Raw genomic sequence first — 15193 nt, 5'->3', positions numbered from 1 at the left:
TACTAATTGAGCACAATACTCCGCATGCTTTTGAAGAATTATCTGTAAAAAAACATCTAGTCCACCGTCAGCACTACCATTCCAATCCCGCTTACAGTTAGCTTATTACCCGTCAGATTCTGCGCAAGATCGGCTCCAAAAACTGTTTTCCATGCACCAAGCTGTGGCAGAAGCAAAGTCGTCTGTTCTACATTAGCATTAAAAAGCACATAGATATGCTTCGCCGCATCGCCTCCAGCATGGCCACGCAATGTATACGCTACCGAACTTACCGGTGCTTTTTCAAATACTAGATGATTCCGAATGTCATCTGCCGTTCGCATACGGAAAGCCGGATGTACTTTACGCAAGGCAATTAGCTGCTTCAGATAAACCACATCATCTTGATGAGCAGCGCACAGTTCCCAATCCAATTGGTTGATCTTCACCGAGGATTTATAGCTGTTCTCTACCCCGTTTTTCGTGCGCATAAATTCCTGACCCGCATGGACAAAGGGGATTCCCTGACTCATGAACACTATCGCAGAAGCTAACCTATGCATAGATTGGCGCTGTTTGTCCGTCTGCCCTTGTGTGGACAGTAATATTTTATCCCATAACGTATGATTATCATGACATTCCACATAATTGACGGTTTGCTGAGGCTCCACGGCAAATTGTCCAATGCCTGGGGCATAAGCAATGCCTCCCGCGACCCCTGCCTTTATCGCAAGCTCCAGTCCCATCATTCCGCTGATGAAACCCGGTTGATCATGCAGAAAAATATTCCCTTTAATGGCATCCCGGAAATCATCATTAAAATGTCCGATTCCCGGCAGAAGCGCAGCATTCTTCTGATGAGCGAGCCGCTCCATCGGCAACTCCGTCCCCATCATCCAACCTTCACCAATCGTCATGATGGACGGGTCAATCCCATCCAGACGACGCCGGATTTCCTCCATCGTGTCGAGGTCAATCAAGCCCATCAGGTCAAAACGAAAACCATCGATATGGTATTCTTTGGCCCAATAAACTACGGATTCCACGATGAAGCTGGACATCATCAAGCGTTCTGAAGCCACGTCATTCCCGCAGCCAGAGCCATCCGACAGGCTTCCGTCTTGCTTGTAACGCAAATAATAGCCGGGAACCAGCTTGGTGAAATTCACACGATAGCCATCGTACACATGGTTGTAAACCACATCCATAATGACGCGGAGACCGCGATCATGAAGTGCTTGAATCATTGTTTTTAGTTCCCGGATACGCAGTCCAGGCACATATGGATCTGTAGCATAGGAGCCTTCTGGCACATTATAATTCTTCGGATCATAACCCCAGTTATAATGCGGTTCATCCAGCCTCGTCTCATCTACACTCTCTGTAGAATAATCATAGACAGGCAATAGCTGCACATGGGTTACACCGAGGTTCGCGATATGATCGAGTCCAGTGAGAATACCCTCCGGTCCGCGGGTTCCTTCTTCCGCCAAAGCAAGATATTGTCCTTTATGGGTCATACCGCTTGCTGGATGAATGGATAAGTCTCGCAAATGAAGCTCATAAATGATGGCATCCACAGGATCATCCAAGGGTGGCTTATCTTCCGTCCACCGTTCCGGATCTGTTTTACGTAAATCTAAAATAGCTCCCCTATCACCGTTCACTCCTACAGCACGTGCATAAGGATCAACCGCCTCATTCCACTGTTCTCCAAGACGTACTCGGTAGGTATAGAACTTGCCATCTAAATCACCGTCAACTGTAATTCTCCACGTTCCCCGGACATCACGGATCATAGAATACTTACACTCTGCTGCTCCCTGCCATGAATTATAGAGTACCAGCTCCGCTTCTTGAGCGGTGGGCGCCCATAAACAAAAAGCTGAACTCCCCGGTGAGTACGTTAGGCCAAGATCGTCCCCATCATAGCTGAATAACTGATCAAACTCCTGAGCAAACACGGAAATCCCTCTAGTAGCCGCAGGATCCCCATAATAAATGGGTTCCTTCATTTCCCTTTGTACGGACAAAGCACCTATCCCCTTTTCCAGTTATTAACTGGATTATAGTATGATCGTCTAAGTAGTGCAAACGTTTGGACTCAAATTTTTCAAGCTATTTTGTCAGGACAATCCCTCTACCTCGATGCATCGTCAATATCTAGCCCAACCATCGTAATAATGTCTTTATTCGCAAAATACGGAATACGCCGTTCTTTCCCTAGAGTGACTCTACCGTCCTTGTACCGCACACCATTATCGTGAACAATCAGGTTAGCACGCTCTCCGTCCTCAAATCCCTCATATCCTATACCTAGTACCCAATGGTAGTCGTAAGTAAACTCACCTCTCCACCGCAGACGAAACCACTTATCAAATTTAACAGCCACAGGCCGGCCGGCATCAATTTCTGTTTTATATACTTCAAAATCATAAAACGTAGTAATAAGTAACTTTTGCTGATCCTTAGGTAAAATCACTGAATGGATATAGTTCTTCAGTCCTTTGGTAAAACGGCGCACACTCATCCCCCAAGGTCTTCCACCGTGATGGCTGTATATGTAATTAATATGAGCGGCTTTGGAAGGAAAATGACCTTTGCCCCGAATAAAGTCCGCTCCTAAATGGGTGTTCCAATACTCCGCTAACGCGGCCATCGTAGCTGGGCCACATGCAGAGGACGGGGATTCGACCCCAACCTCCCACTGTGTATATGGCTCCGCAGGCAGTTTCTTGCTAATCCGAGGCTGTCCATGCTTCATTCGGATAGATCCCCTCTTAAAGGGCTAGACTTAGGAGCACAATGTGGAGTTGCCTCCGGAAGTAGAATTACATTTGCACCGGCATCCAATTCTTCTTCTGCAGCTGCTGCCCCTTCCATTGTTGTCTCCCGTTCTTCTGTTTGCACTGTATCTTCCACATTTATCTCAGATTTACTACTATCAGGATTAATCTGCAGCGTGAAATAGAAATTAGAGCCCTCTCCTTCACTGCTCTCTACAGCGATAGCTCCGCCCATCAGCTCAACGAGCTTTTTACAAATTGCCAGCCCCAATCCGGTCCCGCCATATTTGCGATTAAACGAGGAATGCAGCTGATAAAAGGACTGAAACAGCCGATGCTGCTTCTCTAGAGGAATGCCGATCCCCGTATCCCTAACATTAAATTTCAAAGTTAATTTCTTTTGATCTGCGGACAGCTTCTGCTCTACGTAAATACTGATACTGCCCCGATCTGTAAACTTGATTGCATTGCTGACCAGATTGACCAATATCTGACGCAACCGCCCGGCATCGCCCATAATCAGTGGCGGGACTCCAGGTGCCATGCTGCATGATAACTGAATATTTTTCTCCAAAGCCTTAGCTGTAAATAGATCGATTACGCTGTCCAATACGGCTTGAAGCTGCACGGGCTCATTTACAATCATCATTTTTCCGGCTTCAATTTTGCTGTAATCCAGTATTTCATTCAAAATAGATAGGAGCGAGCTGCTGCTCTCCTTAATAATGTCAGTATATCCAAGCTGTTCTTCATCAAGCTCCGTCTCCGCCAGGAGATCCGTCATCCCTACAATTCCGTTCATCGGCGTACGGATTTCATGGCTCATAATAGCTAAGAACTCAGACTTAGCCTGGTCTGCTTTTTCTGCGGATTCCTTCGCCCGAATGATTTCCTTCTCATCCGTGATGTCCCGAAACACTACAACAACACCCTTCGGCTCCCCTTTATCAAACAGAGGGGTTACCTGGTATTCCGCAAGAAAGCTAGAACCGTCCTTACGCCACAAGACCGCATCTTTACTCTGATAAGATACACCTGACTTAATAGCCTTCATCAGTGGAGATTCCTGCGGCCGATAATGGCTCCCATCAAGCGCTATTTGCTGAATATGATCCAAATAAGGATGGCCCATAATTTCATCATGTTCATAGTCCAGCATTTGCAAACCTGCAGGGTTAATGAACGTCACCTTCTCCTCCATATCGAGTCCAAAGATGCCTTCTGAAACCGCATTTAAAATAAGGGTATACTCATTGCTAAGCTTCTCAATTTGTTCTGTATAACGGATGCGCTCTGTAATATCACGGGAAATCCCATACACACCCACTACTTGGTCATCTACAATGATCGGAATATTGGTAGTATTAATTTCTACAAAGTGTCCGTCTTTATGAATAAGCGTTAGATCATAGCTTTGAGGATAACCCTGGGCGGCTAAGTTAAAATGATACAAAGTCTTCTCTATGTCCTTCTCATGCACAATGGGGCCAAAGTACATTCCGATCAGTTCCTCCAGCGAATACCCGGTCAACTTCTCCAAATTCGCATTGGCAGTCAAATAGTCTCCATGCAAATTCATAGAGTACACAGCAGATGGATTGTATTCAAACAATGATTTATACCGTTGCTCGCTCTCCTTAAGCTTGAACTCGAACTGCTTGCGCTCCGTAATTTCCCGCCCAATCGCTATAATCTCCATGACATTTCCCTCATCATCATAGGTATAACGACTGCTCGACTCGAACCAGACATAGGTGCCATTCTTATGGCGGTAGCGGTAAGCTACAGCCGGAATAACGCCAGAGCTGCGACTCTGCTCCATTAAACCTTGCATCATAACTAGATCATCGGGGTGAAGATAATTATAGGCGCTTGTCCCAACCATCTCTTCAGGTTCATAACCAAGCAAGGTACGGCTAGCTGAAGAACAATATAAGAAAACACTGTCTTTGACCGCATGACGCGAGATTAAATCCAGCGAATTCTCAGACATCAATCTATAATTGCGTTCACTTTGGCGAATTTGTTCTTCCATTTGCTGCTGCTGATCCCGATGATCCACCGTTTCCTGAGCTGCGATCTTTAATTCCGTAATATCCTCGGCGTATACTATAATATACGAAGGGGCTTGTCCTGCTTCTGCTCCTAATCCAGAGAACATGAGAGACAGGCAAACGGGTTGACCTTCTTTGTTTAAAAAACAATGTTCCTTCTTCCAGCTGCCCGCTGGCGATTTCTGAAGCTCGTCCATTACTAATCTATAGGAGAGCTCTTTTGAATGTGCCTCTCTATTTTCCGATTCTGTAAAAAGAGCCCCGGCAAGAAACTCGGCCTCCGTAAAGCCAAGTAGATTGCAAAAAGCCGGATTGACTTTTATCCAGTTGAAATCGCCGTTATTCGAAAACAGTACGGCCATTCCTTCTGGAGACCTCATAAATGCATGATCCAGAATTGCGTTAAATTCTACCGAGCTGCCCATTTAAGCCAGACCTCCTTTGTTGCTAGTGCTAAAGCTCTCATACCTTCTTATGTCAGTATACGATAAGAGAACTGGGGAAAGAAATGTCTAGCGCATTATTTTAAATTGGAAATATTTAAATTTAAATTATTGACGCTAGCAAATAAACAACTTATATTTAAGAATAAATATATCGTTCGTGACCTATTACGATGGAAGCACCCGTAATAAAGGCTTTTGCCTTTGCTACGGGTGCTTTTTTGTTGTCTTCAGGGATACGGACAAAAGGAGGAGCGAATTAATGAACGCACTAAAGTCATTCCCCTTACTACTACTGGTGATCCTGCTATCGTTAAGCACATCAACGGAAGCTTTTGCTGCAGCAACGACTGAATTAACACCCTCTATTCAAGCGGCTTTTGATCTAACAGCTGCGACTGCCGACGGTCCTACAAGGATAAAGATGACTAATCTGTACAATGATTTATCTACTTTAAAGATGCAATACAATAATCGTGAGGAGCAGATCCGAACCCTTCACTATAATAATGAGCAAACACTGATTGCAGTACGTAAGCAAATTAAAGAGATTGATTTAGAAACCGTAGCTCAACTGGAGGCTACCGTTAAGAGCTGCAAACAGCACTATCAGCCCTTATTCGACCAGTACAATGCGCTTAATAAGCGTATCAAGATCGCCAAGGGTCTTAAAAACAAGACGTTGAATACCGTATTACAAGCCCAAGGTGATGCTATGAAGATCCTGGTTCAGTTGGCACGCAAAGAAATTAGCGACAGACAGAATCAGTTGAATGCAGCGAAACAGACACGTACCCGAAAGATAACCTATGCCCGCAAAACCTTGTCTGGCATTGATAGTCCACAGGTCTCAATTAAATCAAACAAAAGCGTAGTCACCTCATTGAATAAACGGATTTCCGCAGATTGGAGTGACTTCAAAGCAGCGATTCGCAAGCAAAACCTTACATTAACCACTCAGTCTCTGTCCTCACTCGTCTCCGGTTACCGCCAAATCGCAACACACAAGCAAAAAATCATAGAATTAGAACAAAAGATTTCTGCTGTCATTGCAAATACGAGGAAACAGATCATTTAACGGACTTTTTCTTCTCATTCGCTCTGCGGTAAGCCATTACTTTGCGGTACATGCTTTTATCAGAAAGATGTTTAAAAATATACGGGTCCGGACTAGTATTCACTTCAATAATCCAAGGCGTCATGGATCTATCCAATCCTACATCGACACCAATCTGTCTAAACCCAGGATATTTCTTATGGTAGAAACGTCCGGTATCTTCTCCTAGCTTTCTCAGGATCTTAAGCATTTGCGCTTGCTGAGCTTCGTTCAGATAAGGAGACAGCAGCTTTTCCATAGCAGTTAGTTTGCCGCCGCTATGATAGTTGGTAACAATCTTACCTTTCTCAGCTACCCGACCGATCAGACCGGTAGTTTCCCATTTGCCCTGCGGGCTGAGCTGGACCATCACACGGATATCAAAGCGGTGTTTCCCGTGCTTTAGCAAAACTATTCCTCTCTGGATCAGGTAACTACGTCCACGCGTTGCTTTCTTTAAAGATAAATGGAAGGCGTCGAAGGTTCTAAAGGTTTTGAGTCTTGTTCCACTTTGGTACTTATATTCTGTTCCATGAGCCTCTCTACTCTGCTCAACCTTCATCACACCATTGCCATAGGTACCGTATTCCGGTTTAACATAAACCATTCCATATTTCAGCAGCATAGCTTTCAGATTGACTTTACTGAATTTTATCGTTTCGGGAATCAACGGTGAAATTTCAGCGCTTCGCATGAGCACCTTGGTTTTAATCCATTTGCTGGTCAATGCAGACTTTAACTTCTTTCCCAACTGTCCTCTCCCCTGTCCCTCAAAAAATAATCACGGCCTTAGTAAGCCTTAGTATTTTATGCTGCAACTGTACAAATGGCATGAGTGAAACGCCCTCTCCGCTTTCGGATGTATCTACTGTTTACTGTGTTGCATATGGTGGAAGAGGATATCCATTAGCGGATAAAAGGAGGCGTGAACCATGCACATTTGTATCATTGCACCGGAGCAGTTCCCAGTTCCGGGAGACGGTTCTGTAGAAATCTGCATTTGGGCCATTGCCAGAAGACTGGCGGAGAGACATAAGGTAACCATTGTAAGTCGGAAGGTACCTGGACTACCTGCTGCCACTATATTGGAGCAGGTCAGAATTATCCGATTGCCTGCAAGCACCCCAGCCCATTATCTTACTTCGGTATTAGAATACATTCAGAAAGAATCCTTTGACATCATTCAGGTTGATAATCGCCCCCATCTTATGTCTGCTGTAAAGAAGCAGCTTCCTCATATCCCGGTATTTCTGTTCCTGCACTCGCTTACCTTCACACCGGGTACAGATAAAGTGGCCCATGCCTTGGCAAAAGCGGATCTGATCATTGCCAACAGCCACTCCTTACAGCGAAGATTGGATCGCCGCTTCCCCCAACTGACTACAGGGATTCACATTGTCTTATTGGGAGCCGATCTTGATCGGTTCACCCCTGTGCAGACATCTGAAAAACAACAGCTTCGTAGTTTTTACAGACTCCCGCAGACCTTTACCGTTTTGTTCGTTGGTCGGGTTATCCCCCGCAAAGGGGTGCCTATATTAATACGTGCTATGTCGCATTTAAACAAACACCTCCCCGCTCATCTGGTCATCGCCGGCAAAGGCAAACCGTCGTACATACGGCAGTTGAAGCTCCTTGCACGGCGGCTGAGAGTGTCTGTTACTTTTCTAGGAAATGTGGCTCATGAGAATATACACACCCTTTATCAGGCGGCAGACTGCTTTGTATGCCCTTCCCAGAATCATGAATCCTTCGGCCTTGTTAATGTAGAAGCTATGGCCTCCGGTCTACCTGTTATCGCTTCTAATAACGGGGGCATACGAGAGATTGTCGCCTCTGGCCATAACGGTTATCTGGTAGAACGATATCGCGAGGCTTTACCCTTTGCCCGGCATTTGCTGCGAATAGCCCGCCATCCACAATTGGCAGTTACCATCGGATCACAAGGGAGAGCAGATGCGCTTGAAGCCTTCAATTGGCAGCGAACCGCAAACCATTTAGAACAGCTGTATCAAGCTTCTGCAACACCACAGCAAGGGTACAGAACTCTTGCAGATGGAATGCAATTGTAGACTCACCCAAAGTAGGGGCCTCCTAAGCCATCAACTGGCTGCTGGGTCCCTTTCTTTTTGGAGCTTGCTTGAGCTAAACACCAATCTCCGAATGAATTAGGTAACATATGCGCATACAAGGTAGCTATCGGACACAGCTGACCCCAAACGCAGCTTTATCCCTCATTTGCAATGCTAAAGGACCCTATAACCCCTATTGGCATGAAAAATGTCCCATATGAACGTCATCCATAGGAATAACGCCAGTGGAGTCCGCAAACATGTTCCAAGAGCCAAGAACTAACAAATAACGTCATATGGGTCCTTAAGCCTCAGAGGAGGATTATTACTCCACGATGCAGACAGGCCATGAGCAACAACAAAAAGCAGCGATCCTCCCTCACGGGAGAATCGCTGCTCTGCTTTGTTTCCGGATTTTACAATAAATAGGTAAGTTTCATTCAAATCAATTGAATAACTGTAAGCACAAGCCCTACGACAAACCCGCATAAAGCTCCGTTCACACGAATCCATTGCAGATCTTTACCCACTTTATCTTCCAGCATATTCACTAGACTAGCGTCATCCATGCTGTCCAGATTCTCTTTTACCAAAAGACCTATTCTGTAGTGGTTAGCCTCTACAAAGGCAATTAGCGAAGCGCGAATCCGCTCTTCCCAGCTACTGATCCATTCTTGTTCCTTGCCAATACGACGTACAAGCAGGGTATATAACGTGAACAGCTTGCGTCCGCCAGCCGCCCGATCTTCCTCCAACAGGGAAATTGCTTTGCTGCGAATGTTCTCCAATTGCGCATGCAGGAATTCGGTTGCTGCTTCGCCTTCAAGCTCATTCAGTGCCCATTCTTTTAATGAAGCCAGTCTAGCCTCGTCATTAACAATCTGGAACAGGGCCACTCGAATCTCGCGGATAATCTCTTCACGGTATGGGCTATCCTCTTCCCGAAAATCGCGGATACCGGACTGCAACATACCTTGCAGCATTTCACCAAGCATATCTGCATCCATAAACCCGACAAAAGCCTGAAAAGCCATACCTTTAAGTCCGCCAAGCTTCACTTCAGCCAATTTCTCGCTGGCAATCTTGCCCAGCATAGCCTTCGTTTCAGGACGTCCGCTCCAAGTAGACACCCCTTCCAGCGCATAGTCCAGAGCAGCTACATCTTTACCGTCATTCATTAACTTAGTAACTATTTTATCAGCCGCAACGCCAAGCTCAGCTTCACGAACATATTCGGAGGCTGCCTTTTGCAGAAACGGTACTGCCTTCTCTACCGGAAGACGAGACACGAATTCGCCAAGCTGCTCCAATATTTGTACTCTTGCCTTCTTTTTACTAAAGAACTTTGTCAGTAGCTTGGAGCCCATTGATATAAAGCCAAACTTACGCAGCTTGTTCTCAATGCTTTCCTTGTTAAGAAGCTCAGTCTCCATCGCGGTGATTAGTGATTGGATGATCTTATCGCGATTCTTGAGCAGTAGTGAGGTGTGTGGAATACGTAGCCCCATCGGATGGCGGAACAGCGCCGTTACCGCGAACCAGTCGGCAATCCCCCCTACCAAACCGGCTTCGAAACCACCTCTCAGTAGAATCACGGCTAGGTTTTCAGGTAGAAACAGTGTAATCAGAAACCCACATGCCATAAAGGCGAGTGACATGGTGGCTAAGTTTTTGGATCTCATAAATAGTCCCCTTTACATAAGCAGCTGCCGATGTCCTTACACAGGAAAAATACCGTCGGGTCACGTTCCACGAACATAAGCTGACGATAGATTCGGCTAGTCGGTTAGTTTGATAACTATTGTACCACGACTGAACTATTATCTAAAAATATACTGTAAAAACCTCTTATCTCTTGTTGGACGTTCATTATTGTACAGTTGCATGAAAATGGTTTTTGGTTTTCAGAATATTAATGATAAGATACAAGTAACGTTTCAATACCCCTTAAAAAGTACCACTTTACCTGGAAAAGGAGCTCATACAATATGCTGATTGCTTTAGATATGGATGGAACATTACTGAACGAAGAAGGAAACATCAGTCCAAAAAACCGCGAAGCTATTATAAAAGCTCAGAAACTAGGTCACATTGTTATCATTGCCACAGGCCGCTCTTTTATGGATGCAGAACGTCAGCTTCGGCTAGCGGATCTGGAATGTCCTGTAGTCAGTCTAAATGGCGCAGTCGTCACATTATCTGATCGCACCCTCGCGGCAAGCACGCCGCTGAATAAAGCAGACATCATTCCCGCTCTGCGCTGGATGAACGAAATTCCGGACTTGTATTACGAGGTATACACTGAGGATAACGTTTATGTAGAGCTGAACAAACGTGTACGGTTAGAGAAATTATCTGCACTAAGCGATGAAGAAGTTCCTGAAGAAGTCAGCTGGCTGCTGAAAGCAATGATCGATCAACAGTTTCAACAAGCAGCGGTTACCTATGTGGAGAGTATGGAAGAGGTGTGGAGCAAGGAGGAAAATGTTATTTATAAAACATTGGCTTTTTCTCTAAACCGAGAGCTGCTCAAGGAAGCTTCCACCCGCTTCGCAGCTATTCCGGGCTTAATTATTACCGCCTCTCATGTAAATAATATCGAGATTAACCATGAAGAGGCCAACAAAGGCTCCGGTGTAACCATGCTTGCTGACCATTATGGTATCCCGCTAGCGGATGTAGCTGTCATGGGCGACAGTTATAACGATCAGCCGATGTTCGAGAAGGCCGGCTACCGGATTGCTATGGCTAACGCAGCGCCAATTCTTAAGGAAATGGCGGAATTCATCACCACCAGTAATGAGGAAGACGGAGTCGCGGCAGGAATTGAGCATCTTTTGAAAAGAAATTCTAAAGAATAATTTCTGCATAAAGCAGCGGATGCACAAATAGCACCGTGGGCAGTTCTGCTCACGGTGCTATTTGTGGGTTTATTTTTGCTGGGTAGGGGTCTTCCATCACACTTTAGGTTTAGGTTATGGCGTGCCTATAGCTTACTTGTGGCTTACCTATAGCTTACTTATCGCTTTCCTGTAGCTTACTGTGGCTTGCCTATAGCTTACTGTGGCTTACTGTGGCTTACCTATTGCTTACTTATCGCTTTCCTGTAGCTTACTGTGGCTTGCCTATTGCATCCCCCGTCCCTCTCAAGAATTAGTTGTACTTCGTACAGTTAAATGCCCTCTTTTAGGCGCTAATTCGGATTTAATTGCACTCTGTACACTTATATTCAGCAAATCTATTCAAAACTCAAAAATTCGCCATTTTTAACTGTACAAACTACATCTAAATCGCAAGACATTCGCTACTTCACGAAATAGTTGCACTGAATACATCTATTTCACTTCAGCCGGTCAATCTCCCCATGTCTACAACTGCCTCCGGGTTAAAGCGAACTACCTTTCCATTCATCCCAAATCATCAAGGAAGCTGTCCTCCCCCTCCCATTCGGCAGACACTCGTACGTAGTCATCCACCTCAGGAAATTCCAACAGTTCAATAATAATCAATTCGAGCGCTGTAATGGCCCGCAGTCCATGCTTCGTACCAGCAGGAATCGTGACCGTGTCCCCGGCGGCAACCGCATGAAGATGGCCATTCATCCGGTATTCTCCATTCCCAGAAAGAAAAGACCAAACTTCTTTAGTATGCCGATGAAAATGGTAGCTGGTGTGCTCGCCTGCCAAAATAGTTATTTTAGAGGTCGTAACCTCAATACCTGCCGCCGTACGAGAGAAGTCCAAAATGCGTGAGGTGCCCCAGCGTTTTTCTTCAATCATCGGCTTCGCTGCATGGCCCTCCAGCTTCTGCTTAATTCGTTTTGCCTGCTCTATCCCAGCAACCAAAATGCCATCTGGCCCCGACGCCACGATTAAACCAGGAGCGCCGATGATATGCACAGGACAAGAGAGTTCGTTGATCAAATGGGTACCTTTTGAATCCTCAGAAATACTCCCACTGCCAATTACTCTTCCTTGCAAATGGGGAACAAGTGCATCCCAGCTGCCAATATCCGCCCACACCCCAATATAGGGGATGACTACCGCACGCCGCGTGTGTTCTAGCACCTCATAGTCAAAGCTTCGTTCTGGCAATTGATCATAATGCTCCATAAACTCCATGTAATCTACTGGAAGATCCCGTTCGACCATACTTGAGAGCAAGTACCCTAATGAGCAGGAAAACACGCCGCAATTCCACAGTCCTCCCTGAGAAATGAACTCGGCGGCTGTCGATTCGTTCGGTTTCTCTGCAAACTGCTTAACATTTAAAAAAGACGTCCCCCCTACCCCAGACCCTTCACCCGGCAGAATATAACCGAACTGTGTAGAAGGAAATTCAGGTAAAACACCAATCAAAGCAATGTCCGCTTGTGATTCGGCAAGCACACTCGGAAATTGATGAAGCTGCTTAAAAAAAGAAGCCTCCACATACGAATCCACCGGAATGACCACTACGATCTCTTTTGAGTCCATACCCTTCACAGAATGCAGATAACTCGCCGCCAGAGCTACTGCAGTAAAAGTCCCCCGTTTCTGCGGCTCTGCTAATAAAGGGACTTGAGCACCAACGGATTTGCGAGTAATCTCCACCTGACTGCGATGAGTCACAATGCAGCTTGAATCCAACAAACCTACTTCTTCCAGCCCTCTGCATACCCGTTCGATCATCGACTCCACACCGCCAGCTTCTGTTGGAAGCAGCCTTAAAAAAGCTTTTGACCTGATCTCATTTGATAGCGGCCACAACCGCTTCCCCGATCCCCCTGAAAGGAGTACGATCTGCAACCCTATCGCCCCCCTGCGCTAGATTTAGCCCCCGGTGTTCTCACATACCCCTTTCGTTTATGAAAAGACAATGATCTATACTTCTCAGCCAGCTGATTCACTTTCTGCTTGGATAGCTGTCCTGCATTCATATGGAGACCTTTATTACGCGCTTTTTGAATCTTCATTCCCTCGCGATTCTTCGAATACAGGTAATTGGCATAGGTTTCGAATTCGGAAAAGGCAAATTGCTTGGAGCGGTTCATACTGTGTAAAATAGCTCGATACCAGGGCATTTGGTGTTTTGCTTCTATCTCTCTTTTCATTTGAGCCAATTGACTGCGTTCAAACAGCATATAATGGGTCACAAATGATGATTTTGCGGTCACCTTGCGGCCCATGAGTTTCCTATAGGTTACAAAATACTGTGGTTGGCTCCAGTTCCGGCTGTAAAAGAGTGTCTTGCCATTCGCCCGAAAATGGTGGGGGGTGATCAGAACGGTATCGGCATCAATGACCAAAAAATAATCCGCCGTGCAGAGCTTGTCGCCATTCAGCTTCAGCAGCTGTTGGAATAGCCAGCCGGAACGTTCCCAGGTGCGTGAGCGGTAATGAATGTCTTTTTTCGTAATCGGCAGCACCGTATTCTCGTCAATAAAGGTACAGCCTTTTGTGCGGCAGAACTCAATCATCCGTTTCTTTTTGGGAGCAACAATTAATATCCGGCCGATGGGATGCTTAACCTGCTTTCTAACAGCGTCAATCACATGGGGAAGGGTCTGTAAATCTTTTTCAATCGCGGGAATCAGTACATCTATAGTAACGGCATGTCTGATGCGGGCCTTACTGGGCGAGGGCATAGGGTCATCTCCATATCATGTTTTTGCTTTAGGATATGAGCATGATAGGAAAAGGGAATGGGCATCACAGAATTGTTCAGGAGAGTGGCAAATGTGCGCTGGACAAGCCTGCGATGCGCGGGCAGAAATTTTTATATTATAAAAATAGAAGCAGACCTGCACCCGGCGCCCTTTACTGGGGCAAATATGCCCATTTTTTCGCTTATGGAGGTGGGTTTGCCCCTCTTCTACGTCGCTGCTCCTCTTCTGCTCATTTCTAGGGCATATATGCCTCTCTTTTCGCTTACGGTGGCGGCTTTGCCCTTTTCTAGGGCATTTTTGCCTCTCTTCCACGTCGCTGCTCCTCTTCTGCTCATTTCTAGGGCATATATGCCTCTCTTTTTGCTTATGGAGGCGGCTTTGCCCTTTTCTAGGGCATTTTTGCCTCTCTTCCACGTCGCTGCTCCTCTTCTGCTCATTTCTAGGGCATATATGCTTCTCTTTTTGCTTATGGAGGCGGTTTTGCCCTTTTCTAGGGCGTTTTTGCCCCTCATTCCGCCCACGCAGCCACAATCCAGCTAATCTACGGGATTTATACCGTACATTCCGCTCACGCAGCCACATTCCACCCAATCTACGGGATTTATACCGTACATTCCGCCCACGTCAGCCACATTCCAGCTAATCTACGGGATTTATACCGTACATTTCGCCCACGCAGCCACATCCCAGCTTATCTACGGGATTTATACCGTACATCCCGCCCACGCAGCCACTTTCCATCCAATCTACGGGATTTATACCGCACATTCCGCTCACGCAGCCACATTCCACCCAATCTACGGGATTTATACCGTACATTCCGTCTACGCAGCCGCATTCCAGCTAATCTACGGGATTTATACCGTACATTCCGCCCACGTCAGCCACATCCCACCTAATCTACGGGATTTATACCGCACATTCCGCCCACGCAGTCACATTCCAGCCTATCTACGGGATTTATACCACCGTTGTGTCCCACTCCCACACCAATCCCCAGATTTTTACTGGCTCAATATCCAACACTTTTCCTGTGCAGTAAAAAGCCTGGGATGGTATATTGTAGATTGGCTAAATTTTCGGCACATTTTAAGATGAACTCAAACATCATAGAAC

At 45.9% G+C, this 15193-nt stretch carries 12 protein-coding genes; 3 read left to right on the top strand and 9 right to left on the bottom strand.

Annotation, left to right across the window (positions count from 1 at the left end; genetic code table 11):
• Positions 1–56: 56 nt before the first annotated feature.
• The 3 genes from pulA to MHI25_RS01650 form a co-directional block, all read right to left on the bottom strand.
• On the bottom strand, positions 57–2012 hold the full coding sequence (gene pulA, locus MHI25_RS01660; protein WP_340394853.1) for a type I pullulanase: 1956 nt from the start codon (positions 2010–2012) through the stop codon (positions 57–59).
• Between the two features lie 107 nt (positions 2013–2119).
• A complete protein-coding gene (locus MHI25_RS01655; RefSeq protein ID WP_280753334.1) occupies positions 2120–2743 on the bottom strand; it encodes a C39 family peptidase in 624 nt (207 codons plus the stop codon).
• Positions 2740–5244, bottom strand: a complete 2505-nt coding sequence (locus MHI25_RS01650; protein ID WP_280753335.1) for a PAS domain-containing hybrid sensor histidine kinase/response regulator — start codon at positions 5242–5244, stop codon at positions 2740–2742. The genes MHI25_RS01655 and MHI25_RS01650 overlap by 4 nt, the downstream gene beginning before the upstream one ends.
• A gap of 280 nt (positions 5245–5524) precedes the next feature.
• Here MHI25_RS01650 and MHI25_RS01645 point away from each other — a divergent pair, with 280 nt between their 5' ends.
• Positions 5525–6340 carry a hypothetical protein gene (locus MHI25_RS01645; RefSeq protein WP_076220534.1) on the top strand — a complete coding sequence of 272 codons (816 nt, stop codon included), beginning with the start codon at positions 5525–5527 and terminating at the stop codon, positions 6338–6340.
• Here MHI25_RS01645 and MHI25_RS01640 read toward each other — a convergent pair.
• On the bottom strand, positions 6333–7109 hold the full coding sequence (locus MHI25_RS01640) for a YheC/YheD family protein (RefSeq protein ID WP_232061115.1): 777 nt from the start codon (positions 7107–7109) through the stop codon (positions 6333–6335). The genes MHI25_RS01645 and MHI25_RS01640 overlap by 8 nt on opposite strands.
• A 181-nt stretch (positions 7110–7290) precedes the next feature.
• On the opposite strand from MHI25_RS01640, the gene MHI25_RS01635 reads away from it, so the two are divergent.
• Positions 7291–8430 (top strand): glycosyltransferase family 4 protein, encoded by a 1140-nt coding sequence (locus tag MHI25_RS01635; RefSeq protein WP_076278946.1) that lies wholly within the window; start codon positions 7291–7293, stop codon positions 8428–8430.
• Positions 8431–8870: 440 nt separating this feature from the next.
• Here the strand turns inward: MHI25_RS01635 and MHI25_RS01630 are convergent, their stop codons facing one another.
• Entirely contained in the window at positions 8871–10112 is a 1242-nt protein-coding gene (locus MHI25_RS01630) for a DUF445 domain-containing protein (protein ID WP_076220722.1), read from the bottom strand.
• Between the two features lie 306 nt (positions 10113–10418).
• Here MHI25_RS01630 and MHI25_RS01625 point away from each other — a divergent pair, with 306 nt between their 5' ends.
• Positions 10419–11291 (top strand): Cof-type HAD-IIB family hydrolase, encoded by an 873-nt coding sequence (locus tag MHI25_RS01625; protein ID WP_076124725.1) that lies wholly within the window; start codon positions 10419–10421, stop codon positions 11289–11291.
• 546 nt (positions 11292–11837) lie between these two features.
• On the opposite strand, the gene MHI25_RS01620 is transcribed toward MHI25_RS01625, so the two are convergent.
• From MHI25_RS01620 to MHI25_RS01605, 4 genes are all read right to left on the bottom strand, one after another.
• Positions 11838–13217, bottom strand: a complete 1380-nt coding sequence (locus MHI25_RS01620; protein WP_340394852.1) for a sugar phosphate nucleotidyltransferase — start codon at positions 13215–13217, stop codon at positions 11838–11840.
• Positions 13218–13219: 2 nt separating this feature from the next.
• Positions 13220–14056 (bottom strand): DUF6492 family protein, encoded by an 837-nt coding sequence (locus tag MHI25_RS01615; protein ID WP_076185557.1) that lies wholly within the window; start codon positions 14054–14056, stop codon positions 13220–13222.
• 227 nt (positions 14057–14283) lie between these two features.
• Positions 14284–14598, bottom strand: coding sequence for a hypothetical protein (locus MHI25_RS01610; RefSeq protein WP_340394851.1), 315 nt, complete (start codon positions 14596–14598; stop codon positions 14284–14286).
• Positions 14599–14768: 170 nt separating this feature from the next.
• Positions 14769–14915: a hypothetical protein gene (locus MHI25_RS01605; RefSeq protein ID WP_340394850.1), complete on the bottom strand. Its 147-nt coding sequence runs from the start codon at positions 14913–14915 to the stop codon at positions 14769–14771.
• Positions 14916–15193: the final 278 nt, after the last annotated feature.

The organism is Paenibacillus sp. FSL E2-0177, from assembly GCF_037992975.1.
GTDB classification, from domain to species: Bacteria; Bacillota; Bacilli; order Paenibacillales; family Paenibacillaceae; genus Paenibacillus_AQ; species Paenibacillus_AQ odorifer.
This window is presented reverse-complemented; position numbering and strand designations above follow the sequence as displayed.